Origin of the sequence: Leptolyngbya sp. PCC 6406 (assembly GCF_000332095.2) — a bacterium.
Lineage (GTDB): Bacteria > Cyanobacteriota > Cyanobacteriia > Phormidesmidales > Phormidesmidaceae > PCC-6406.
This window is the reverse complement of sequence record NZ_KI913949.1, coordinates 807,926-829,758: the sequence shown is the minus strand read 5'-3', so window position 1 is coordinate 829,758 and position 21,833 is coordinate 807,926. Positions and strand designations below refer to the sequence as shown.

The 21,833-nt window shown below is 54.2% G+C and carries 24 protein-coding genes; 11 read left to right on the top strand and 13 right to left on the bottom strand.

Going from position 1 to position 21,833, the window contains the following annotated elements; translation table 11 throughout:
* Nucleotides 1–154 precede the first annotated feature (154 nt).
* A complete protein-coding gene (locus tag LEP6406_RS0203840; protein ID WP_008313781.1) occupies nt 155–1,759 on the top strand; it encodes a DEAD/DEAH box helicase in 1,605 nt (534 codons plus the stop codon).
* Between the two features lie 26 nt (nt 1,760–1,785).
* On the opposite strand, the gene LEP6406_RS0203835 is transcribed toward LEP6406_RS0203840, so the two are convergent.
* Nucleotides 1,786–3,222, bottom strand: coding sequence for an FAD-binding domain-containing protein (locus tag LEP6406_RS0203835; RefSeq protein ID WP_008313788.1), 1,437 nt, complete (start codon nt 3,220–3,222; stop codon nt 1,786–1,788).
* A 304-nt stretch (nt 3,223–3,526) separates the two neighbouring features.
* On the opposite strand from LEP6406_RS0203835, the gene LEP6406_RS33295 reads away from it, so the two are divergent.
* Nucleotides 3,527–3,715 carry a DUF4278 domain-containing protein gene (locus LEP6406_RS33295; protein ID WP_008313791.1) on the top strand — a complete coding sequence of 63 codons (189 nt, stop codon included), beginning with the start codon at nt 3,527–3,529 and terminating at the stop codon, nt 3,713–3,715.
* 206 nt (nt 3,716–3,921) lie between these two features.
* Here the strand turns inward: LEP6406_RS33295 and LEP6406_RS0203825 are convergent, their stop codons facing one another.
* On the bottom strand, nt 3,922–4,197 hold the full coding sequence (locus LEP6406_RS0203825) for a ubiquitin-like small modifier protein 1 (protein ID WP_008313792.1): 276 nt from the start codon (nt 4,195–4,197) through the stop codon (nt 3,922–3,924).
* A 40-nt stretch (nt 4,198–4,237) separates the two neighbouring features.
* Nucleotides 4,238–5,557, bottom strand: coding sequence for a threonine synthase (gene thrC / locus LEP6406_RS0203820; protein ID WP_008313794.1), 1,320 nt, complete (start codon nt 5,555–5,557; stop codon nt 4,238–4,240).
* Between the two features lie 174 nt (nt 5,558–5,731).
* Between thrC and LEP6406_RS32610 the strand changes: the two genes are divergently transcribed.
* From LEP6406_RS32610 to LEP6406_RS0203795, 5 genes are all read left to right on the top strand, one after another.
* Entirely contained in the window at nt 5,732–5,899 is a 168-nt protein-coding gene (locus tag LEP6406_RS32610; RefSeq protein WP_155834624.1) for a hypothetical protein, read from the top strand.
* A gap of 243 nt (nt 5,900–6,142) precedes the next feature.
* Nucleotides 6,143–6,814, top strand: coding sequence for a global nitrogen regulator NtcA (gene ntcA, locus LEP6406_RS0203810; protein ID WP_008313797.1), 672 nt, complete (start codon nt 6,143–6,145; stop codon nt 6,812–6,814).
* A gap of 329 nt (nt 6,815–7,143) precedes the next feature.
* Nucleotides 7,144–8,541, top strand: coding sequence for a DUF3084 domain-containing protein (locus tag LEP6406_RS0203805; RefSeq protein WP_008313799.1), 1,398 nt, complete (start codon nt 7,144–7,146; stop codon nt 8,539–8,541).
* Nucleotides 8,542–8,984: 443 nt separating this feature from the next.
* Nucleotides 8,985–9,386 (top strand): PadR family transcriptional regulator, encoded by a 402-nt coding sequence (locus tag LEP6406_RS0203800; RefSeq protein ID WP_008313801.1) that lies wholly within the window; start codon nt 8,985–8,987, stop codon nt 9,384–9,386.
* 60 nt (nt 9,387–9,446) lie between these two features.
* Nucleotides 9,447–9,989 (top strand): cofactor assembly of complex C subunit B, encoded by a 543-nt coding sequence (locus LEP6406_RS0203795; RefSeq protein WP_008313802.1) that lies wholly within the window; start codon nt 9,447–9,449, stop codon nt 9,987–9,989.
* A 46-nt stretch (nt 9,990–10,035) separates the two neighbouring features.
* Here LEP6406_RS0203795 and LEP6406_RS0203790 read toward each other — a convergent pair whose 3' ends face one another.
* Complete coding sequence (locus LEP6406_RS0203790; protein ID WP_008313803.1) at nt 10,036–10,353, bottom strand: DUF3155 domain-containing protein; 318 nt, start codon at nt 10,351–10,353, stop codon at nt 10,036–10,038.
* Between the two features lie 285 nt (nt 10,354–10,638).
* On the opposite strand from LEP6406_RS0203790, the gene LEP6406_RS26480 reads away from it, so the two are divergent.
* Nucleotides 10,639–12,108 (top strand): sensor histidine kinase, encoded by a 1,470-nt coding sequence (locus LEP6406_RS26480; RefSeq protein WP_008313804.1) that lies wholly within the window; start codon nt 10,639–10,641, stop codon nt 12,106–12,108.
* 35 nt (nt 12,109–12,143) lie between these two features.
* On the opposite strand, the gene LEP6406_RS0203780 is transcribed toward LEP6406_RS26480, so the two are convergent.
* From LEP6406_RS0203780 to LEP6406_RS0203760, 5 genes are all read right to left on the bottom strand, one after another.
* On the bottom strand, nt 12,144–12,887 hold the full coding sequence (locus LEP6406_RS0203780) for a hypothetical protein (RefSeq protein WP_155834623.1): 744 nt from the start codon (nt 12,885–12,887) through the stop codon (nt 12,144–12,146).
* Nucleotides 12,888–13,136: 249 nt separating this feature from the next.
* On the bottom strand, nt 13,137–14,609 hold the full coding sequence (locus LEP6406_RS0203775) for a hypothetical protein (RefSeq protein WP_008313806.1): 1,473 nt from the start codon (nt 14,607–14,609) through the stop codon (nt 13,137–13,139).
* Nucleotides 14,610–14,772: 163 nt separating this feature from the next.
* Nucleotides 14,773–15,219 (bottom strand): ferredoxin, encoded by a 447-nt coding sequence (locus LEP6406_RS0203770; protein WP_008313807.1) that lies wholly within the window; start codon nt 15,217–15,219, stop codon nt 14,773–14,775.
* Nucleotides 15,220–15,240: 21 nt separating this feature from the next.
* Nucleotides 15,241–15,633: a DUF1257 domain-containing protein gene (locus tag LEP6406_RS0203765; protein ID WP_008313808.1), complete on the bottom strand. Its 393-nt coding sequence runs from the start codon at nt 15,631–15,633 to the stop codon at nt 15,241–15,243.
* 26 nt (nt 15,634–15,659) lie between these two features.
* A complete protein-coding gene (locus tag LEP6406_RS0203760) occupies nt 15,660–15,878 on the bottom strand; it encodes a DUF2997 domain-containing protein (protein ID WP_008313812.1) in 219 nt (72 codons plus the stop codon).
* A 509-nt stretch (nt 15,879–16,387) separates the two neighbouring features.
* Here LEP6406_RS0203760 and LEP6406_RS0203755 point away from each other — a divergent pair.
* On the top strand, nt 16,388–17,425 hold the full coding sequence (locus tag LEP6406_RS0203755) for a (S)-8-amino-7-oxononanoate synthase BioU (protein WP_008313814.1): 1,038 nt from the start codon (nt 16,388–16,390) through the stop codon (nt 17,423–17,425).
* A gap of 58 nt (nt 17,426–17,483) precedes the next feature.
* Nucleotides 17,484–17,939: a nitrate reductase associated protein gene (locus LEP6406_RS0203750; protein WP_008313816.1), complete on the top strand. Its 456-nt coding sequence runs from the start codon at nt 17,484–17,486 to the stop codon at nt 17,937–17,939.
* Between the two features lie 89 nt (nt 17,940–18,028).
* On the opposite strand, the gene LEP6406_RS0203745 is transcribed toward LEP6406_RS0203750, so the two are convergent.
* Nucleotides 18,029–19,306: a cyclic nucleotide-binding domain-containing protein gene (locus tag LEP6406_RS0203745; protein ID WP_008313818.1), complete on the bottom strand. Its 1,278-nt coding sequence runs from the start codon at nt 19,304–19,306 to the stop codon at nt 18,029–18,031.
* A gap of 269 nt (nt 19,307–19,575) precedes the next feature.
* On the opposite strand from LEP6406_RS0203745, the gene LEP6406_RS0203735 reads away from it, so the two are divergent.
* Complete coding sequence (locus LEP6406_RS0203735) at nt 19,576–20,142, top strand: hypothetical protein (RefSeq protein WP_008313822.1); 567 nt, start codon at nt 19,576–19,578, stop codon at nt 20,140–20,142.
* A 38-nt stretch (nt 20,143–20,180) separates the two neighbouring features.
* On the opposite strand, the gene gatC is transcribed toward LEP6406_RS0203735, so the two are convergent.
* The 3 genes from gatC to LEP6406_RS0203720 all read right to left on the bottom strand — a co-directional run bounded on the left by gatC (nt 20,181) and on the right by LEP6406_RS0203720 (nt 21,751).
* Complete coding sequence (gene gatC / locus LEP6406_RS0203730) at nt 20,181–20,471, bottom strand: Asp-tRNA(Asn)/Glu-tRNA(Gln) amidotransferase subunit GatC (protein WP_008313824.1); 291 nt, start codon at nt 20,469–20,471, stop codon at nt 20,181–20,183.
* A gap of 199 nt (nt 20,472–20,670) precedes the next feature.
* Nucleotides 20,671–21,192: a photosystem I assembly protein Ycf3 gene (locus LEP6406_RS0203725; RefSeq protein ID WP_008313827.1), complete on the bottom strand. Its 522-nt coding sequence runs from the start codon at nt 21,190–21,192 to the stop codon at nt 20,671–20,673.
* A gap of 97 nt (nt 21,193–21,289) precedes the next feature.
* Complete coding sequence (locus tag LEP6406_RS0203720) at nt 21,290–21,751, bottom strand: hypothetical protein (protein WP_008313829.1); 462 nt, start codon at nt 21,749–21,751, stop codon at nt 21,290–21,292.
* Nucleotides 21,752–21,833: the final 82 nt, after the last annotated feature.

The window sequence follows — 21,833 nt, the reverse complement described above, 5'->3', positions numbered from 1 at the left end:
CATTCCTGGGGGAGGCCAGTCTCACTGGGTAGACCAGGGGAATGGGTTTAGTACCGATATATTATTGAAGTGCGATCGCGATCCCTCTGCCCCTATTGCCCGTTCCCCGTATTGCCCGTTCCCCGTATTGCCCGTTCCCCGTATTGCCCGATCTATGTCTGCCCGTTCCCCAGTTCCTCAGCTTCGCCCCTACCAAGTCGAGTTGATCAACGATCTCTATCGTCAACTCAACGCCGGACATCGAAAAATCGCCATCATTGCCGGCACCGGGGCGGGCAAGACCGTCATTAGTGGGCAGATCTGTGCCCATGCGGAGGCGTCGGGGAAGCGGTTGATGTTTCTGGTTCACCTGGATGTGTTGGTGGGGCAAACCCACGAAAAGATGAAGGCGTTTGGCCTCCATTGTGGCTTTATTAAGGCAGGGTGGGAGGAGGATCAAACGGCTCCGATTCAAATTGCCAGTGTACAAACCATGGCCCAGCGCAAATGGTGGCGGACATGGCCTGCGGATGTGATTTTCTACGATGAGGCCCATACCACCCTGTTTAGCCGAATTGGCAAGGCAGTACTCTACAAAACCCATCCGGAAGCGGTCCACCTGGCGATGACGGCTACTCCAGAACGGCTGGGCAAGGATCAGTTGGGGGAGCATTTGGATACCCTGGTGGCGTCTCCGGTGCCCAGTGACCTCCAGGCTATGGGCTTTTTGGCCCAGATGAAATATTTCAGTATGCCGCCGGATGGGGTGGCGGATCTCAAGGAAGTCAAGACGGTGCGGGGGGACTATGACGAAGCGGGGTTGAAAAATGCCTGCGATCGCCCTGAATTAGTGGCTCGGATTGTCCAGGAATGGCAGCGCTTAGTGCGGGGGAAGCGGACTATCGCGTTCTGCGTAGACATTGATCATGCTCGCCATGTGGCGGAGGCGTTTCGGCAGGCGGGAATTGCCGCTGATACCGTCGAAGGCGGCACTCCGATTAAGGAGCGCCAGCGCATGTATCTGGACTTGCGGGAGGAGCGAATTTTGGTTCTCACCTCCTGCAATGTGATCAGTATTGGTTTTGATGAGCCTTCTGTGGAGGTGGGACTACTGTTGCGCCCGACCCAATCCAGCGCTCTACATTTTCAGCAGGTGGGGCGGGTGATGCGGATTTCGCCGCAAACGGGTAAGCAGTACGGCATTATTTTGGACCAGGCGGGGAACCTGGAGCGCCTGGGCTTTCCTGAAGATGTGGAGGAATATCACCTGCCCATGCGGAAGGAGGGCAGCGGTGGTGGTAAGCCACCGCCGATGAAAGCCTGTCCCCAATGCGGGCGTATGGTCTATGCCTTTTTTGTGAAATGTCCTGACTGCAATCACCAGTGGGTGTCGGAGCGGCCCCTTAATCTGGAGGACATGGTGGAGATCTATTCTCGGGACCAGGCCCACCAGATTAAGGATATTCCGACCCTAATCGAAATTTTCCATGGTCATCGGCGGCGGGTGTTTAAGAGTGGCTATGCTTTAACGCTGGCAGATCATCATTTTTTTGAGCATACGGGGCGATCACCTCGACGAGAGTGGGGCTTAGGATCTATTTTTGGCTCCCGCTCCACATGGGAACAGCGACAAGCGTTTTTGGAGTATCTCCATCGCAGTGCCCGCCGTATTGGAAAGCGGGGGGACTGGATTATGGCGGAGTTTGAGCGGGAGTTTGGTCCCGGTACCTGGGAACCGATGGCGCAACGACAGGCTCAGATAGGTCGCGATCGCAAATAATCCTCTCCCCACACCCCCACTCCCCATCATCCCTTCTGCCCCTTGTACTTTTCCTTGAACAACGCCTGTTGGCGCTTGTGATCCACGATGGGGGCAGGATAGCCCGTCTGCTGTCGGGAAAGAGGGGAGAGAACGCCGCTGACCAGTTCTCCGGTGTCGAGGTGACGGATCTCCGGGAGCCACTGGCGAATATATTCCGCTTCTGGGTCGAATTTCTTGGCTTGACTCGCGGGATTAAAAATTCGCAGGGGCTTAGGATCCATACCACTGGAGGCGCTCCACTGCCAGCCACCGTTGTTGGCGGAGAGATCGCCGTCCACCAAGGTTTGCATGAAATACTTCTCTCCCCACCGCCAGTCGATAATCAGGTCTTTGGTCAGGAAGCTGGCAACAATCATACGGCAGCGATTGTGCATCCAGCCCGTTTCGTTGAGCTGACGCATGGCAGCATCCACGATGGGGTAGCCCGTGCGCCCTGCACACCAAGCTTGAAACTGGGCTTCATCATTAACCCAGGGAAAATTCTGCCACTGGGGGCGATAGGGGCCTGTAGCCAACTGGGGAAAGAAATACATGACATGTTGGTAAAACTCCCGCCATGCCAGTTCTTGCTGCCAAGTGGTCACGCTCTGGCGGGTCTCGTCGCTACGGCAACGCTCCATCGCTTCCGCAGCAGCGGCCCAGACAGTACGAATGCCGATCACACCAAATTTCAAAGCGGCACTGAGGCGAGAGGTGCCGAGGGCAAAGGGGAAATTTCGCTGCTCATCGTAGGCTCCAATGGCCTGGTCTTGGCTACAAAATGCCTCAAGCTGCTGGAGAGCTGCGCCTTCCCCCGGTTCCACGGGCAGGGGTTGATCCCAGCTAAACCCCAGGTCAGTAGTACTGGGTAAGGGCATCGCTCCGGCGGCGTTAGCCCGTTCCCGTTCCGCTGGAGACAGACCCTCGAAATTGGTCGGTTCGAGTTCCGGCGGTGCCTTCGCCTGGGTGCACCAGTTGCGCCAAAAGGGTCCATAGACGGTGTAGGGGGAACCAGTCCCCGTCAGGACTGCCCCCGGCGCACAGAGCAGTTGATCCCAAAAGGTCGTTTTAATTTCAATGCCCTGCTCCTTGCAGGCGGCGGCCACGTGGGTATCGCGATCGCGGGCATAGGGCTCCACATCCCGATTCCAGTAGAGGGCAGTAACAGCAATGACCTGGGCCAGATTGGGTAGAACTTGGGCTGGCGACCCCTGAAGTATCAACAACTCTCCACCAGCAGCAGCATAGCGGCCTTGCAATGCTGCCAGACAGTTCATTAGATAGGCGACCCGAACGGGGGCCACATCATCCCGGTGCAGGATGCCTGGATCTAGGCAAAAGACTCCGGTGACCTGTGGTGACCTTGCTCGGGCAGCGGCTAGCCCCAAATTATCGTGGAGTCGGAGATCCCGCCGATGCCAAAACAAAATGCGATCGCCCACCGTTAATCTCCTGGAATGCCTTGGCAAAGATGCAGGCTTCAGTATACCGAGGCTCTTGATACCGAAGCTTGGGGCGCAATGGTCAGAAACCGGCCCAAAGAGACCAAGACGATCCTACGGGCAGAGTCCAAACTGTCAATCACCCCACAACTGTAAAGAAACACTTATGATTTACCCAATCTTCGGCAAGGCACAATCAAAAACATTAAACTGTATATATAGACACAGTTTAGTCGGGCTTTACAGGTCGCTTCAACTGTTTCAGCCTTGCCAACAGCACATTTTCCTTTGGAGGACTCTTTCCATGAAACTCTTCTACCGTGGCCATCAATACGAAACCAATCCTCCCCACCTCGAAGCGGATGCAGTTGAAGAAATTGGCACCTATCGCGGTGCTCCCTTCAAGCGCAATCACTTCCCCGCTGTCCAAAACCGCAGCCATGGCCAAGTACAGCTCACCTATCGCGGTGTGAAGTACTCTCAGGATGTCTAGAATGCCTGGACTCCGCCGAGGCTTTTCCCTGGAATCTTGTGTTCCTGCGTGACCCGAAAAATCCCCGCTACTCAAAGCTGAGTAGCGGGGATTTTTATCTATCTCGTAGCAATACGGGGCTGTAAGCCCGATCCAGCTCCCTTTTGTAGGGTCTTTTGGAGCAAACCATTGGTCCCAAAGACCCTAGGGACAAGTTACGCCCCGGCTCAGCCCCCAGCTACTGCAGGGACAATACTGACCTCATCCCCATCCTGTAGGGGGGTCTGTCTGCCGTTGAGAAAGCGGATATCTTCACTGTTGACATAGAAATTCACAAAGCGCCGTAGTTCTCCCTCGTCATCGCAGAGACGCTTTTTGATGCCGGGGTATTGCTGGTCAAGAGCGGCCAGGAGATCGGTGATAGTGCCGCCGTCACAGTCGATGGTGGCCTGATTGTTCGTGAACTTTTGCAGGGGAGTAGGAATAAGAACCTTAACGCTCATGGGAATTGATGAATCGACGGTATATCGACAAATTAAGTTGTTAGACGGAAACCTGCTGCCAATCCAGCCGTTCTAGGGTGCGGGCTCGCTCCAGAGCCCGCTCGAAGTTCTCCAGATTGGGCTCAATGGTGAGGGGCTCGCCCACGTAGCCCTGCACGGCTTCTTGGGTCTTGAGACCATTGCCAGTGATGTAGACGACAGTAGTTTCATCGGGGTTGATCTTGCCAGCTTCCACCAGCTTCTTCAGTACCGCAATGGTGGTGCCGCCAGCAGTTTCGGTGAAAATACCCTCGGTCTCTGCCAGCAGTTTGATGCCATCCACAATTTCTGCATCGGTGACCGACTCAATGTTGCCATTAGTCTTGCGGGCCACATCTAGGGCATAGACACCATCGGCAGGGTTACCGATGGCGATGGATTTAGCAATGGTGCTGGGTTTGACGGGGGTAATAAAGTCCCGACCTTCTTTGAAAGCTTGGGCAATGGGGGAACAGCCCTCGGCCTGGGCTCCACTAAAGCGCACGGGTTTGTCGTCCACCAAGCCCACTTTGATGAATTCCTGGAAGCCCTTATGGATCTTGGTGAAGAGGGAACCGGAGGCCAAGGGGGCGACGATATGGTCGGGCAGTTGCCAGCCCAGTTGCTCTGCCACTTCATACCCTAAGGTCTTAGAGCCCTCGGAGTAGTAGGGCCGCAGGTTGATGTTGACAAAGCCCCAGCCGTGGGTGTTGGCCACTTCAGAGCAGAGGCGATTGACTTGGTCGTAGTTGCCCTTAACTGCCATCACGGTTGGGGCATAGATCAGGGTACCCATGACCTTGCCTGCCTCTAGGTCAGAGGGGATGAAGACACAGCAATCGAGACCGGCATGGGCTGCGATCGCGGCAGTAGAGTTAGCCAAGTTTCCGGTACTGGCACAGGACACCGTAGTGAAACCCAGTTCTTGGGCTTTGGTCAAGGCCACAGAAACGACCCGATCCTTGAAACTCAAGGTGGGCATATTCACCGCATCATTCTTGATATAGAGAGACTTTAGCCCCAGGCGACGGGCTAGACGATTGGACTTCACCAGGGGAGTCATCCCCGTACCGACATCAATGGGGTTATCGGTAGAAACGGGCAGAAAAGCTTTGTAGCGCCAGATGGACTTCGGCCCCGCTTCAATAGTGGCCCGTGTCACCTGACGACGAATGGCGTCGTAATCGTAGGCCACTTCCAAAGGCCCAAAGCACACATCTTCACAGACATGCTTGGCACCCAAATCGTAGGTTTCACCGCATTCTTTACATCGCAACGCTGTAAAGGTCTTCTCAGCGGAGGCCGTCTGGGTTTGCTGGATTCGATCAATCGCCTGGGTCATGGGTTTTGAGGGCCTAAGTCGCCAATAGGAGGAGGGAGAGCATTACCTTCCCGATTGCTGACGAGATACTAACACGGTCCTTTCTGTAGCGTCAAACAATCCCGACTTTTTTGGTCGGGATTGAGTGGTGTGAGGATGATGGGGTGTGAGGGTGATGGGGTGGGCGGTAGGGGCGTGGTTTCCGCGCCCAATGCAGGAAGTGACCGGGATGGGGTAGGGGCGCGGTTTCCGCGCCCAATGCAGGATGCTGCCGTAGAGGTGCGGGGCTTCGTGCCCAATGCAGGACTGTTTCTGGTGCCCTGGCTCTGCCTGGGTATCTCTACAGAGATCCTCCAGAAGTAGCAAAAATGGTCGAAATCACGCCACTTCTCAAGAGCTTTGCCGTTACTATGTATTAACCGATACAAAAAATGGCTGCGGAGTCGCGTTAATTGGTCTATGCCAGTTTCTGTAAGGGTTTAGGCGCGTTGTTCCATGGATTTGGCTAAAGCTGTTTAGGGACTCTTCCCAAGTAGAGTCGATATACTTGGAGCGACTTCTCCAGTACACCCGCAGCCCCCAGGCGCAATATATAAGCGTGGATGAATGGTGGTGACCCAGGATAGACCCTTAGCCAATGCATTTCGGCAACTCGCCAGCGGCTCGTTTCCGCCCGTGGTGGAAACCTATGAGCGCGGTAAAACGATCTTCTTCCCAGGAGATCCGGCGGAGCGAGTCTACTTTTTGCTCAAGGGAGCAATTAAGCTTTCGCGAGTCTATGAGGCAGGTGAAGAAATTACAGTTGCTCTGCTGCGAGAAAACAGCGTCTTTGGAGTGTTATCTCTCATCACAGGTCACCGTTCTGACCGCTTCTACCATGCAGTGGCTTTTACCCCGGTGGAACTGCTGTCCATGCCCATTGACCAGGTGGAGCAGGCACTAGAGGAAAATCCCACCCTGTCTATGGTGATGTTGCAGGGGTTATCTTCCCGGATTCTGCAAACAGAGATGATGATTGAGACCCTAGCCCATCGGGATATGGGATCGCGATTGGTGAGCTTTTTGCTGATTCTCTGTCGGGACTTTGGCGTGCCCAGTGCTGATGGCATCACGATTGACTTGAAGTTGTCCCACCAAGCGATCGCAGAGGCGATCGGTTCTACCCGAGTCACGGTGACCCGTCTGCTAGGGGATCTGCGTCAGGACGGGATGATTTCCATCAATAAGAAAAAAATTACGGTTCACGACCCTGTTAACCTTAGCCAGCAGTTTACCTAATTCGAAGCGTCTGGGGTCGAGCGGGCTGGAATCGAAGAGCACTGGCGTAAGGCTGGCGGACAATGCCTACCCTAAGAGATCAGAACTGCTTTCGTAACCGCCATCCTGCATTGGGTTCTAAAATCTGGGATTCCATAGCGCGGCCATCCTGCGGTGCATTGCTTCGCGTTTCGTAAGCGATATAAAAGGCGAAGCCATGCCTTAGCGCTATGCACCCTACGGAACCCTAAAAATCAAACTTGACCCTGCACTAGGTTTCCAATAATGCAACCTAATTCTGCTGACCTTGGGGGAGTGCAGTAGAGTGGTTCAGAACGACAGGTAGTGGCATGACCACAGGCTTTGTCCTGATTTTTGCAGTCTTAGTCTTGGGGGGGGCCATCGCCACCCTCGGAGATCGCATTGGCATGAAGGTGGGTAAGGCGCGATTGAGCCTGTTCAACCTACGCCCCCGCCAAACGGCCACCGTTGTCAGCGTTCTGACGGGTACCCTGATCTCCGCGTCCACTCTGGGTTTACTGTTTGCCGTCAGCCGTCAGCTACGCACGGGGGTGTTTCAGCTAGAGCGAATTCAGGCTGATTTAGTCCAGGCTGAGGCCAGTTTGGTCACCGCCCAAGACCAACGAACTCAGATTGAAGCTGAACTCAGTGATTCTCGACGGCAGCAGTCCCAGGCCCAACGGCGATTGAGGGACATTAACGAATCTCTGCAAGGGGCGGTGGCTCGTCAACAGGAAACGGAGGAGGAACTGCTAAATACCCAGGAGCAACTGGAGCAACGTCAGCAACTCCTGGAGCAGTCCAAGGATCAGCTTATCCAAACGCGCCGCCAACTGGATATAGTTTCGCGACAATCCAGCATCCTTCAGGGGGAAATTAGTCGTCTCCAGACGGATCGGGATACCCAGATTGCTCAGCGTGATCGCGAAATTGCAGAGCGCCAACAACGTCTTGGTCAACTCCAAGAACAACAGAACCTATTAGAAGCGGATGTGGCCCGCTTGGAGCGCCAGTTTACCGGGCTTTTTCGGGGCAATGTAGCCGTGAGCCGCAATGAAGCCCTCGTATTTGGCCTTGTGCGCGTCGGCAATGTCCGCGAGGCTCAGGAAGCCGTGAATCAACTGCTACTGGATGCCAACCTTAAAGCGTTACAGGAGATTGCTCCCGGCACCGATATCAACCGACAGGTTCTCCTAATCTCGCGAGAAGAGGTAGAACGCTTGGTGTTGCGTATCAGTGATCGCCAGGAATACGTGGTCCGTCTGCTATCTGCGGCCAATTACATCATTGGCGAGCCCTGTGTGGTTGCTGCGGATGAACCTTGTGTGCAGGTCTTTGTCGATGTGTCAGTCAATCGACTGATCTATACCCCAGGAGAGCGGCTGGCGGCGGTCAACGCGGATGTTCCCAATCTCACTAACCAGGGGCTCGTAGAGCAAATTAACCTGCTGGTGGCGTCGCTTCAGTTTCGTGCTCGCCAGGAAGGGGTAGTGGCAGATACCCTGCAAATTGCCGATGGCCGGGGAGAGACCCTCCGCGACTTCATTCAAGTATTGCGGGCCATCAACCAGCCGGTGGAAATTTGGGCAATTGCCGCTAATCCCATCTATACAGCGGGACCGTTCCGTGTGGAACTGGTGGCTGTGCGCGAGGGCCGCATTCTGGCCCAAACCCTGATGACTCCGGTTCCCGGCTCAGGACAACCTCTCCCCCGTGACAATCGCTAGTGGAGTAGCTGCCTAAGTTACGTAATAAATCGCAATCTTTATTCTCAGACCTAAATTTGCCCTAACATCTTGACCCATGGATACTTACAGCGGCTTCAGCGCCTATCTACACCATTTTCTCTGGTCGCTTTAATTTAATAATGTCTAAAAAAATTTGCAGATAGTTACTATCCGACCGCTGACTGATCAGACCGGAAACAGGTGTGTTTAGAATTAACCTACCCAGCGGGGGAAATATCTTGGGAGGGCAGGCGAAAGCACTGCGCTAACCGGGACAGTCTCCGTTTTAGGGGCAGACAGTCAGATCCCTGACGCTTTGTGTTGATCCCTGCCGCCTTGCCATCATGATCCTAGCTCGAAGGCTTTCCCTAGCCCTCGTAACGAGAGATGGGTTGTAGGTCCAGGTGCAGCGACAGGGCGTCCCCTCATTTAGGAGAAATCCGATGAAATTCCAGGATATCTATCAGTTCTTTGAAGATCCACCTCCGATGTATCTCAATAAAGAACTGGCCGTTTGCTACGTCCTGGCTGTCTTGTTACAACAGGATTCCTACGGCACAGCTCTGATTCAGAGACTGACCCAGGTTTACACGGACTATCGTCTCTCCGATACGGTTCTCTATAGCGCCCTGAAATTCCTAGAGGATCAAAACGCGATCGATGGCTACTGGAAAAAGGTAGAAGGTCGGGGCCGTCCCCGTCGTATGTATCGCCTCAATTCTGATTGGCGGATGCAGGCAGAGGAACTGGCGGAATTGTGGCGGAATTACATGGGAGATCGCGGAGCCGCTAGTGTCCCTTCTCCTACCCCAACCACCCAACCTGCCCTGATGACCCATTCCTGACCCTCCATCTGGGGATCCCAGCATCTGATAGCATCAACAGAGCATGTGCTGGGGCAAGGTATGGATCCGGTATTATCGTCTATCTTCTTTTTAACCCTACTGCTGGCAGTAGGGTTAGGTTTCTTTTTGCGGGCTTCCACCAAGGACCGCACTGAACAAGCTGAGTTTTTGACCCCCTGGGATCAGGCAGTCTTACTGGAGAAACTTAAGCAGTATTTTGCTGCCCGATCCTACCAAGTGACGGTGGTAGATCCAGATCAGGGCCGCATTAGCCTAGTTGGAATTGTCCAGGCCAGTTGGGTCTTAGCGGCATTCCTCTCCCTCTTGGCAGCCATTGGTTTGGGCTCCATTGCCCTTGTCTTAGCCCTGACCTTCCCCCAAGGTGGCTGGGGATTTGCCGGCTTAGTTTTACTCTCTCCCTTGGTCGGTCTCTTTTACTGGCGGGGGGCTACGCGACCAGAGACCGTGTCTTTCCAGATGACAGCCCTGGAGGATGCAGCCTTGGAAGCGGAAACCCGTTTATGGATCTCTGCCCATCGTGATGAAATGGCTACCCTTCAATCACAGCTCGGGCTTAAACGCACAGAAGCAGAGTTAGAGTAACTCTGCTTCTGAAGCTGCCGTCGAACGGTATTCACAGTAGGCAGGACTAGCTATTCGCTAGACCCACAACTTCTTCCTCTTCCTCGGTCAAAAGAGCTCGTAAACTCGGGAAGAGAAAATGGTTCTCTTCCACGTACTGGGCTCCAAACAGTCCTTTCTCGGCCCAAAAATAGCGATCAGTGGTGTGCTCGTTTCGCTTTACTAGCAGTAGGGCGGGCGGAGCGATGCCCTCAGTCTGAATAAAGTTCCGAGCAGCCGTTACGGGCTTTTCCTGCCCACTCTCGATACTATACTGGGGGACACACTCCAGAATGCGACGTCCTTCAAGGCGACGACGGCTCTTGCGTTTGCGTCTGCGTGCCAACCTGACAACCTCCTTTTATTTGATATAGCTTGTAATGTAGTGGTGGTTACAAAATTGCTTAACCCAGCAAAGTATATCCGCTGAAAATCAAAATTTCAACTTGTCTTAAAATTACCGATACAACCGGAAAGAGCGCATTTATCCCCTAAAAAGGGATAAATGCTGGAAAAAGCCCCCGATCAGGGGTGTCAAGATCGATAAAGTTTCGTAATCATAGCCCTATATCCTGTCCCCATCTTCCTTTGTCATCAATACGGTTTTGATGGCCGTGCCTAGGGTTTGATCATGCTGATGTCTGCTAGTCCTGAATTTGTCACCCTCTGTCAGTCCCAAGTCATGCTTACGGGGCAGAGTTTGGGCGCGAGTTCAACGGCGGTCTATCTGGCGGAAAATTGGCGAGATCAAGCTTTGCCTGAACTGATCCCCGTGGCTACCTATCCGGCCCAAGGAATTTGGTCTCCCTCGGATACGGCGGCTACTGCGATGTTGCCCCATATGCTGCCTGCTCAGGGGGTGGCACTGACGGAATTGCCGGGTATGGAGTCGTCGGCCTTGCGGGGTAGTCTATCTTCAGAATCGGCTACAGAGGCTAGGGAAGCCCTATCAGAGGATCTTGATGGTGCTGAGATGGGTAACGATAGGGGGGCAGATGTCGGGGATGATCGTGTCGTTATTCCCCTGGTCCATGAGAGTTTGGTGATGGGGGTGTTGGTAAGCTGGCGTAGTGATCGCCCCTGGAAAGTGACAGAACGCCATCAACTTGAACGGGTTGCCCATACCCTGGCGTTGGCCTGTGTGCTCGATCAACGGGGGCAGTGGATCCAGGCTCAACTTCATGAGCATCGGCGAGATCAAGCCCAGCAGTCGGAACGGTTACACGACCTACTGCACCAGGTTCGTAATCCCCTCACTGCGCTAAAAACCTTTGGCAAGCTCTTGACCAAGCGGCTGGAGCCCAGTGATAAAAATCATCCTCTTGCCGCTGGGATTGTGCGAGAGAGCGATCGCATGACCGATCTGCTGGGCTACTTTGACCAGGTTTTGCAACGGCGGGATGCGCGCTTGACGGCGGTGACCCTGCCGCCGTTGCTTCCCCCTGCTGCTGACTCGGGATCGGCAGCCTCGGTGGCGCTACATCGGGACTGGGATCTCGCTTTTAACTCGACGGAGTTACCCAGGGCTGGGTTCGGAGGGCCTCTAGCCATTCAGCCCTGCCTCCTGGGGAACCTGCTGCCTGCCCTTTTGGCCTCTGTCCCGACTCTGGCGGTGGAATCTCAGATCCAGTTCCAGGTGGTGATCCCCGAAAATCTGGCGGTGATTTCTGCCGATCCCATGGCTTTGCGGGAGGTGGTGATGACCCTGTTGGAAAATGCTTTCAAATACTGCCCTGTGGGGTCTTTGGTGTGGGTGGAGGCGGGTGTCAAGCCGCCTGTGGGAAATCACGATACTGGCGGGGCTGCTCGTTTCTACCAGGGGTTATTGGTGGGGGATACGGGACCGGGTATTCCTGTTGTGGATCAACCCCGTATATTTGAGCGTCAATATCGTGGTATTCAGGCCCAGGGGACAATCCCAGGGACTGGGCTGGGACTGGCAATTGTGCAGGAATTGGTGCAGCGCATGGGGGGCTGGGTGGATGTGTACAGCCCCCTCTCTACTTGGCCTGGTTCCCTCTGTTTGCCTCTGCCGTCGGGAGCCTGCGATCGCGGCACCTTGTTCGCTGTTTGGCTGCCCCTAGCAGACGCTTCTGCCTAGTCCTGGGCGACAGAAAAGGATCTACCAGTGTCCCACTAGTCGTAGTAGCGCAACCATTTTGCCTGAACACGATTATTCACTAGCTCAACGTAGGCGTAATATGCCCCGCTGGGTACCTGCCACCGCATCACCTGGATGCCACCGGAGGATTCATCCACCTCCCCAGGACTTCGCAGAATCTCGCGAACCTCATCCAGGGACATACCAACCTCTACTTGGAGATAGGGATCATAGGATCTGGTCTCAAATACGCAGAGCGTTTCATCGCGCCATTCTGACCGTGGCTGATCAAAAATGGGTTCGCCACCCAGCGATCGCCATTCAAGGTTTTCTGCCTGCATGACAAGATACAGATCGTTGGTATTCCAAATGCCTAGATGTAGGCGTTCAGAATCATCCGCTGAACCCGTCAGCGACACTTGCAATACGGTGCGGCTGATAGTCGGTTGATTCGGAACACTAATATCTGGCTCCATCATGACGATGGTGTAGTCATCAAAGGGCGATACGGCATCTGGGTAGGCGCTGGGAATGCAGTATAGGGACTGGGCCGTGGCCACGTCTCCCGTCTGGAGAGCGGTGAGGTAGGCATCAGCCAACTGATCCTTGGTCTCCCTTGCTGTGCCAAGATCTGTTCCATGACTTGGGGCGGTGAGGTAGGCATCGGCCAACTGATCCTTGGTCACCACATCAGATTCACAGCCTACTAGCAGACCCAAAAGAGCGATCGCCCCTCCAGCCAACGGTGGGCGAATTTGCTGAAACCAATGAGAGTTCATGGCATCGTTGTACTCCATGACCAACAGTACTGCTTGGCGGAAGTAGCCCTGCCAGTGTCGCCCAGGCTAGACTCCCGGTGGTTAAAACCGCTGCGATACAACCAAAGTCGGCCTGCGCTGACTGACTAACCCGCGTTAGCGAAGCGGTTCGTAGAATTGGCGGGTTATAACCCTTGGGGTATGCTGCGCTAGTGGCTGTCTAGGCGCGGTTTTAACCGCCTTTATAGCGTTACGCTGCGCTTTAGCTTTTTAGCTTTTAGACTCCGGTGCGCGCCCACTGGCTTTGACACTCACTACCTTTTTGAGCAGATCAAACCAGAAACTTGCCCCCATGGAAATGGCGACAGCGGTGATCAACCATCCCAAGACCCGACGGGGAATTGGAAATGTCCAGAACGCCTCTGCTGCCTCCTGTTGCTCCAGAATCTCTGACTGGTACCCCAGGGGAATCGGCACTGTTCCCAGGGCATTATCCATTGTGGCTCTCAATTCCGCCAGTTCTGCGGGCAAGGCGTCGGGGCTACTGGCGGAGAACTGCTCCGCAGACTGGGCGATGGCTTGACGCAGGATGGGGTCGGTGGCAAGGCGATTTACCATGTGGATGGAGTCGGCATTAAATGCGATCGCAATCCCAAAACCAATGATGAGACCTACCGCTTTAGCATTGCGGCGATAGACCCCGCCTGCCCGTTCCATGGCCCGGTCAAACCAAGACTCCACCGCCTGAGTAAGTTGGCTGACATCATCTTCGAGATCCGTAACCCGAGTTTGAACCTGTTGAGCCATCATCTCCAAACTGCTGCGGACACTGGTGGGCAAAGGCTGCGTTTTCAATCGGTCGAGCACCGCTTTCGCCAGCCCCCCTTCCCGTTTCCCCAGGTTCAGCAACTCTTGGTAGATCGCGCTGTTGTCGTCCAGTACCGTGATCAACTCCGACAAACTAGGCTGTAATTTCCGCAGAAGAGCGATGCGATCTAACTCGCTGTAGATCACATTCCGCTTCAAATATTGCAGCCGCCGCATGAAGGTTTCCGTCAGGTGATGGTTGTCGGGGAGAACATCCTGGGCAATGACCCGAAACTCCTCCAAGCGTTCTAGGAGGCGATCGAGAGTTTCCGCCAGATTGGTCCGCCGTTCTTGAAAATCCTGGGTAATCTGGCCTAAGGACTGCTCTAACTGACGGACTTCACTGTTGAGTAAAAACTCATTGGCTGTACTAGCACGGAGATCATTAACAATATGATTGACTGGTAACATCAGCCGCTCTTCAATAAATCTCCTCAGCCGGGAATCCACCACTAGCGTCCGAATGGAGTCTAATTGCAGGTTTTCCAACAGGGTTTGGGCAAAGGCTGGGGCCGGAATGTAGGATGGGCCACTGTGCGCCTCGCCAAAAATGTTGCGGGTACGGGTCAACAAGCGGTATAGGCGACCCAGGGTATGGTTAAACACCCGAAAGACCCGGCCAATGGGGCCAGTGGCCTCTTGATTAAGGCTGCGAATTAAGGGACTGCTGTAGAGATAATTGGCTAGGGCCGTCGCATCGGTTTCCTCTGCGGTTTCATTGCCCGATAGCAACACCTCAATGGAACGCTTGAGGTGTTCGGCCCGCCACTGTAACAGGGCACCCATAATCTCTTGGATTTCGCTGGCAAGGAGACTCAGGGTGAGGTAGATAAAAATCAGCCCGAGCGCGACTTCTAAAATAAGGGGCAGGGACATGGATCTGGTTCAAGCTCAAGGGAGAACAGCACATTCAACCCACTTGGGCAGGATCCAAGGGGGCCAAAGGCGCACCCAAATCCTTTCCACCCCAAGCGGTCATGCAATCATAAACGCCCTAGGGCAAAGCGCTCCATCGGAAACCAGAAACCTGAATGAAACGCTAGGATTTGCGACTCTGGCGTAATTGACGCCGGCGACGGGCAGCCGCCATGGTTTTATCCACAGGGAAACCGGCCACAGGAATTACTTGATGCTTTCGTTCCGCCTCTAGTCGCCGTAGTTCCGTATAGTCCACCCAATGGATACAGTCCACCGGACAGGTATCAATGGCTTCCTGCACTAACTCTTCGGGATCCCCATCCTGACGAATTGCCCGAGCCCGTCCATAATCTGGCTCAATGTAAAACGTATTGCGAGCCACGTGGGCACAGTGAGTGCAGCCAATACAGGTTAGCTCATCTACGTAGACCCCCCTTTGACGCAGGGTACCCCCCAGTTCTGGCTCTAAGCCACTGCGGTTAGGGAGGTCTCGTAACTCTCCGCCTAATTCAGGCTCTAGTCCTGACGGCGTTGATTCAACTTGGGTCGGGTCAAGGTCCTGGGCCATTGTGAGCCCCTCTACAAAGGTCTATGAGCCCCAGCGCTGGACTACCAGGCGAATTGCGCCATCTTCGGTGGTCTGCTGCTCGGCGATTTGGAAGCCCTGTTGAGCTGTAGTGGCCATAACGGTGTGGAGGGCATAACGCTGACTCACCTGATTCAGGAAGCCATCTACGGAGAGGGGCTGTTGCCAATATTGAAGGTCAGCGACAAGTTCATACTCTTGGGTAGCAGGATTCAATCGAAAGCCAACGTCATAACCGTTGTCTTGCTCGATTACCACTGCGGCGGTCTGAACTTGTCCTTGATAGCCCCGAACAGCACAGGGGCCAGCTTTCCACTCTGTGCCCAGATCGGAAAGAGCTGCCTCTAGAGAGGCTAAATCGCGAATTTTAGTGCGAATCTGGCTAAAGTGTGACATGTTAATCCCGTATTAATGAACATCAACTAAGTCCAGTTGCTATAGGAAACCGTCGCCTCAGCAGCGGTTTCAGCGGCGAGGGGCTGGATCTGCTGGTAATAGTCGGCGGTAGCTTCACGGCTGACAACAGATCCCAGTTTCGCTTCGATGGCAGCGGTCACCTCTTCACAAGAGCGGCCTACGACACCTGTCACCATTTCCTTCACACGACCGTCGGGGTAGATGATGAATTCTAGGGTTTCCATGGGTGCAAAGATTCATGGTTTTGAGGGCATTGCTTCCCGAAGGGAGCTGCAGACAAGGTTCTGAGTTTTATTTCTCAACCAGAGTGTGGTGTGGAGGGATTGGACGCTGGAGTCGTTTAGATTTAGATCTAGATACCCAACTTAATCTTATCTATCAAAACAAGAACTTGATTAACCCAGCCATAGCAAAAGTTAATGCAGATTATTGATGTCAGAAGTACCTACGTCAATTAATGCTTAGTGTCGCGTAGATATCCCAAAACCGTCAAGTTGAGTCCAGGGACCAGAATTCCAGGCGTCTGGGCTGGAGAGGTGGGGCCAGGTTGAAATCTCTCTAGGAACCTGGATCCTTGTAATGTGCAATTCTTGTGGGTGAGGCCAGATGCCTGACCGTGGACAGCCGGAACGGCTATCCGACGTTATTTGATCTCTACTCCTTAGCCTGTGGGCAAATCCGCTAGATAATAGGAGGTCTGGTAAAACAACGCAGGAGTTAAGCAGGAGTTGTCATGGATTTACAACCGATAGGCCAATCAGTAGTGCACGGGCGGATACAGCCGTCTGCCCCCATCGCAGTGGGAATTCTTGGGTTTGGGGGATTGGGCCAAGCGGCGGCTCAGGTGCTGGCCACTAAGGGAGAGATGCGTCTAGTGGCGGCGGCGGATAAGCAGGGCTATGCCTATAATCCGGCGGGGCTAGAGGGGATAACCTGTGCGGCGGTTTATCAGCGTCAGGGATCTGTGGGTTACCTTGATCCGGGAGGAACCCTCAGCCAGGAGAGTATTGGGGATCTGATTGCCGAGGCTACCCAGGTTCAGGGCTACTTTCTAGCTCTGCCTAATCTGCCCAATAGCTTTATGGCTGCTGTGGTGGATCAGTTTATTGCGGCTGGCTGGCGGGGAGTGCTGGTGGATGCCCTTAAGCGCACAAGTGCCATGGAGCAAATCTGGGCACGCCGGGAGGCGCTTCAGGCGGCGGGGATCACCTACCTGACGGGTTGCGGTGCGACACCGGGGCTGTTGACGGCGGCGGCGGTGGTGGCGGCCCAGAGCTATGCGGATATCCACAGTATAAAAATCACTTTCGGGGTGGGTATTGCCAACTGGGAAGCCTACCGAGCCACCATTCGCGAAGATATTGCCCATCTGCCCGGTTACGACGTAGATACGGCCCGAGCCATGACCGATGCAGAGGTGGCAGCTCTGCTGGATCTCACCCAGGGGGTCTTGACTTTGGAAGATATGGAGCACGCCGATGACTTCATGCTGGAGTTGGCGGGAATCTGCGATCGCGATCGCGTTACCGTCGGTGGCGTTGTTGATACACGCAACCCCAAGAAACCCCTGAGTACCAATGTGCAGGTTACGGGGCGAACCTTTGAGGGTAAAATTTCCACCCACACCTTTACCCTTGGGGATGAAACCAGCATGGCGGCTAATGTTTGCGGTCCTGCTTTTGGTTACCTCAAGGCGGGGGCCAAGCTACACCAGCGGGGGCTGTACGGCTTCTATACAGCGGCGGATGTGATGCCCCAATTTGTCCGATAGATCTTCCCCTAGCTCTCGCTAATAGAGCCCGATAGAGCCCGGTAGTCCCTAGGGAACCATGACCGCATCCCCCTTCTTTCAATTTGAGGCAGATTTTGTCCAGAGCCTGCGCTGCATTCCCATGCGGGTGCGGTTTAAGCTCGATACCTGCGGCGTAAAGCTGAAGCTGCACCATTGGCATCAGTTCACGGCAGCAGAACGGCGATCGCTGGTGGATTTGCCCTGCGGCGAAGGAGATTCGATCCAGTCCTATCGGGACTATCTTCAGGGGTTAGTCATTCACTATGACGGCACCGCCGCCCAGGACTTGCTCCTGGATCCTGAGCCACCTTGGCTGAGGTCCGATCTACCTAACGCCGTCCAAGCCCAAGCTGAGACGCTAGGAATCACCCTGAGCGCTGCCCAATGGCAGGCTCTATCTCCCCTCCAGCGCTTTGCCTTGCTCAAACTCAGCCGCCCTGGCCACGAAAACCATAACTTTTTGCCTGCTTTGAGGGAGTTTGGTCTAGCGTAAATCATCCCAATTGCGCCCAATGCTGCCGTGCTCTGTCTGTTGGTCCGATTTCTGTTGATGCAATTTGGGGTATCACCGAGGCAATAGGGTTAGAGGGACAGGGTCACCATCCAGAAGCCGACGAGGAAACCTGCGATGGTGGAGAAGGTGACTGACCCACCCCCAAGTTCATAGGCTTCGGGCATCATTGTGCTAGAGAGCATAGCCAAAATTGCGCCTCCCGCTAGGGATTGAGTCGCGCCCACTACCCAGGGATTGGCGTAGGTGGTCAGGGCACTCCCCACCATGGCAATGAGGCCACTGAGGAGGACAACTCCGCCCCAGAGGGTGATGATGCGCTGGGCCGAGGTACCCGCTTGTTTCATGCCAATGGAACTGGACAGAGCTTCGGGAAAATTCGAGATAAAGACGGCCATCAGAAAGGAACTGCTGATGTGGCCAATGCCCGCATTCAGACCGATAACCAGCGCTTCTGGGATATTGTCGATCAGCGTACCCACGAGGATGGCTATTGGGGCAGAGCTTTTGGCTAACTGCTGAATTTGCTGCTCCGAGAGGGGAAAATCTACCTCAACGCTGTCCAGAACCCTTTGACGCCAGTGCTCGTCCGATTCTTCCCGCAGTTTTGCCCGATTTTGAGTGGTTTCCCGCAGCCGCCGCGCCAGGATTCGACTAAGGCCACTGGCCAAGTGGGGGGAGCGCGTGAGCATCGCGTCGAAATCCATCTTGTCCAGCTCATAAAGTGCCATGGGTGTCCGGGCAATCACCGTGGCGGAGCGTTCTTCCCCGGTCAACAGCGCCATTTCACCAAACATTTCTCCTGCCCCCAGCAGTGCCATAAACTGCTCACCCTTGTAGATCTCTGCCTCCCCGTCAACGATGACGAACATGGCGTCACCGGGAGCCCCTTCTTGGCAGAGCAGGGTACCCGGTTCTACATTCAACGGCTTGAGCAGGGGAATGATGGCCTGAACCTCCGAGGGAGAGAGATTGTGGAGCATCTCTACATGGGTCAGGCGGTTTAGAACCTCTGAAGTTTCTTCCTGACGATTTTGGTACAGAAAGCGACGGGAGGCAGAGGGGTGGCGGATAAAGCCGCCGTGGTCGTCGATGTATTTGATCACCAAGGTGAACAAAGTTCCCCCCATGGCAAACCCTGTCAAAATGGGCCAAAACCCACTGGACTCATAAACGGGTTGGGTAATGTCAAAGGCGATCGCTGACAGCAAGGTACCACTGCCAAAGGCCATAATGGCGGCAGAAAAAACCCGTCCAGGCTGCCAATAGACTCCAACCAGAGCACCAATCAACAGACTGGAGGCCCCTAAGATTCCTTGTAATAGTGCGTCTAGGGATATAGATGGCATAATGCATCAGCATACGATGAAAACCTGGAATTCGCTTGGTGGAGTGGGCCTTTCAGCCAAGTTTTTCCATTGCAGTAGCAAGCCATGATCCCTCTCATGGGGCTTGATTTTGAGGTTGCTGATGGGGGTATGGGTGTCACCCATCCAGACATTGTGGTGCTGATGGGTATACTCTTAACTAAGATTATGGGTTTTGTTTCCGTTTGGGTAGATGCCCTGGGGACATTGCCCAATGGCTACAAGCTTGCGAGTTGTTTCCATCGATTTATATGGCTTCTACTCCCCGACGCCACCGCCGACGTTTGTCGTTGAGGCAGCGTTTTCAATCTCAATTAGCGCTTCCTGACAGTCTTCCTTGGGGCTGGATTTTCGCCACCGCCTTTCTCTACGCCGTGGCGGGGCTGATCATGGCCTCCTTTCCTGCCCCCTACTGGATTTGGAATCTTGCCCTGGGTGGGGTGATTGCCCAAGCCTTAGCCTTAGCAGGTCCTAGAGCCTTGTCGCGATTTGGTTGGTGGAGTTCTAATCTTATGGCGCTGCTGTCCATTCTGGGAACTGGGGCTATCGTGGTGGCCTTGGCTATTTCCCTAAACTATGTCGGCACTGACAATTTGGATGAGATTGTGCCGAGGGAAGCGGCTGCCGAAGTGGTCAAAATGAGCCTGATGGCGGTCGTGACCGCTGCTGTGGGGGGCATTATCGGTGCTGAGACAGGAGATCGGCTGTTGTCTTTCTTTAATCGCTTGCAAACTTCGTTGATCTTGGCGGCAGTCTGTATTCTGGGTCTAGGCATTGGCGGATTGATTGGGGTTGTTGCTGTGGTTGGGGTGGCCTAGTCCCAGTCCCTTTGCATTTGTCCCCCTCCTCTCTTCACCTATTCGTTGCCAAGGATTTTGGGTACCTTGAAGTAGTTTGCTTCTCGATCAGGCGCATTCTCTAGGAGAGATTCGCGATCGCGAAATGACTCCAACTCATCAGGTCGAGTAATGTTGCGGGTTTCAATGGCCCTTGTTGTGGGGGGAACATCGGTGGTGTCCAGCTCGCTCAACTGCTCTACATAATCCAGGATGCTGTTGAGCTGAGTTGTGAATTGGGCTTCTTCGATGGTGGTCAGATCAAGGCGGGCTAGACTGGCCACCTTGCGAACTTGGTCGAGATCGATCATTGGTATTTAGGGAATAGTGAATGGTTGTAAACCATGCTGCTGTCCAAAGGTCTCATTAACTGGTGGGCAATGCCTAATTCACTCCAGTTAATGAATAATGGTGGGCAATGCCGACCCTAGGAGAGGGGAGGGCTACTACGGGATACAGCTACGGGAGGGCTCTTGGCGATCCGAAGAGGCTTATGTCAGTGCCGTTAATCTAGAAGTAGGTATCTACCTTCATGCGGCCTGTGTTTTTGAGCCAGTTTTGAGCTTCGATATAGTTGTTGGGAGCAACGTTGATGGCCTCCATCCAGTACCGAGCTGCTTCGTCAAAGAGGTCTTCCGCCGCTTGATGGTCTCCGGATGCTTCCGCCTGTTCCCCCTGATAGTGGTAGATTACCGCCATGTTATTCAGGGCTTGGCACATGCGGGGGTTGAGTTCTAGGGCTTCTTGATACCGGGCCATGGCCTTTTCATGTTCACCATTGCTGGCATGGATCAGCCCCATGTTATAGAGCACATAGCTCTTGTCGTAGGGATCTTCCTCTAGTTGCAGCGCCTCTTCGTAGTTCTGCATGGCCTCGGCATATTCCCCATCGGCTTGGGCAGACATACCATCTCGGTAATAGGCAAAAGCTTCCTTAGCCTTCTGGTTGGTGGGCAGCATTGTGAGGATCATGTCTGCCATCACCGTGAAGGTTTTGTCGATGAAGTTATCGTTTCGCTGGGTTCTGGGCATGACCAAAGGGGCTCGGAGTGAGCAGTGTGACCGTTCTTACTGTAGCGCCTTGGGCGGCGCAGGTAGCGCTAGTGTGGACAAGAATGTTCGGAACTGGCTACGTCTGACCTGAGGATAGGGAATCCATCGCTACGAGTTGGCGATGAAGGAAGACCACGAGATCCGCTACGGTGTCGAAGTGGGATTCGTCAAACTCGTCTGCCATGTCGATATGGAAGGTGTCGCCAAAGTCCTGACAGAATTGATGGGGCCAGTCGAACCAGCAGACCAAGGGCAGGTGTAAATCTTGGATCAGGCGATCCCTGGGACGAATGCACCCTACTGCCAGACCAGAGTGGATACCAAGCTGGTCATAGACGAACTGAAGCAGCGACTCCGGCGGGACTTGCGATTCCGAAGAAAATTTCGGATCCGCAAAGGTCTGGATCCAGTCCTCTAGGCTCAGTTCAAGGCGTGATCGCCGGAGCTGGACATTGATGCGATGCCGAAGCCCTTGATCAGGGCTGAGATCTCTATAGGTGCGTAGACTCAGGAGCCAATTGGTAAATGCTCTCCACATACCATCACAGCAGGTACGCCTGTTAAGCGGTTTTCTCAAGTGTGCCCACAGATGCCCATCGGACTTGATGCCGCCATAAAAA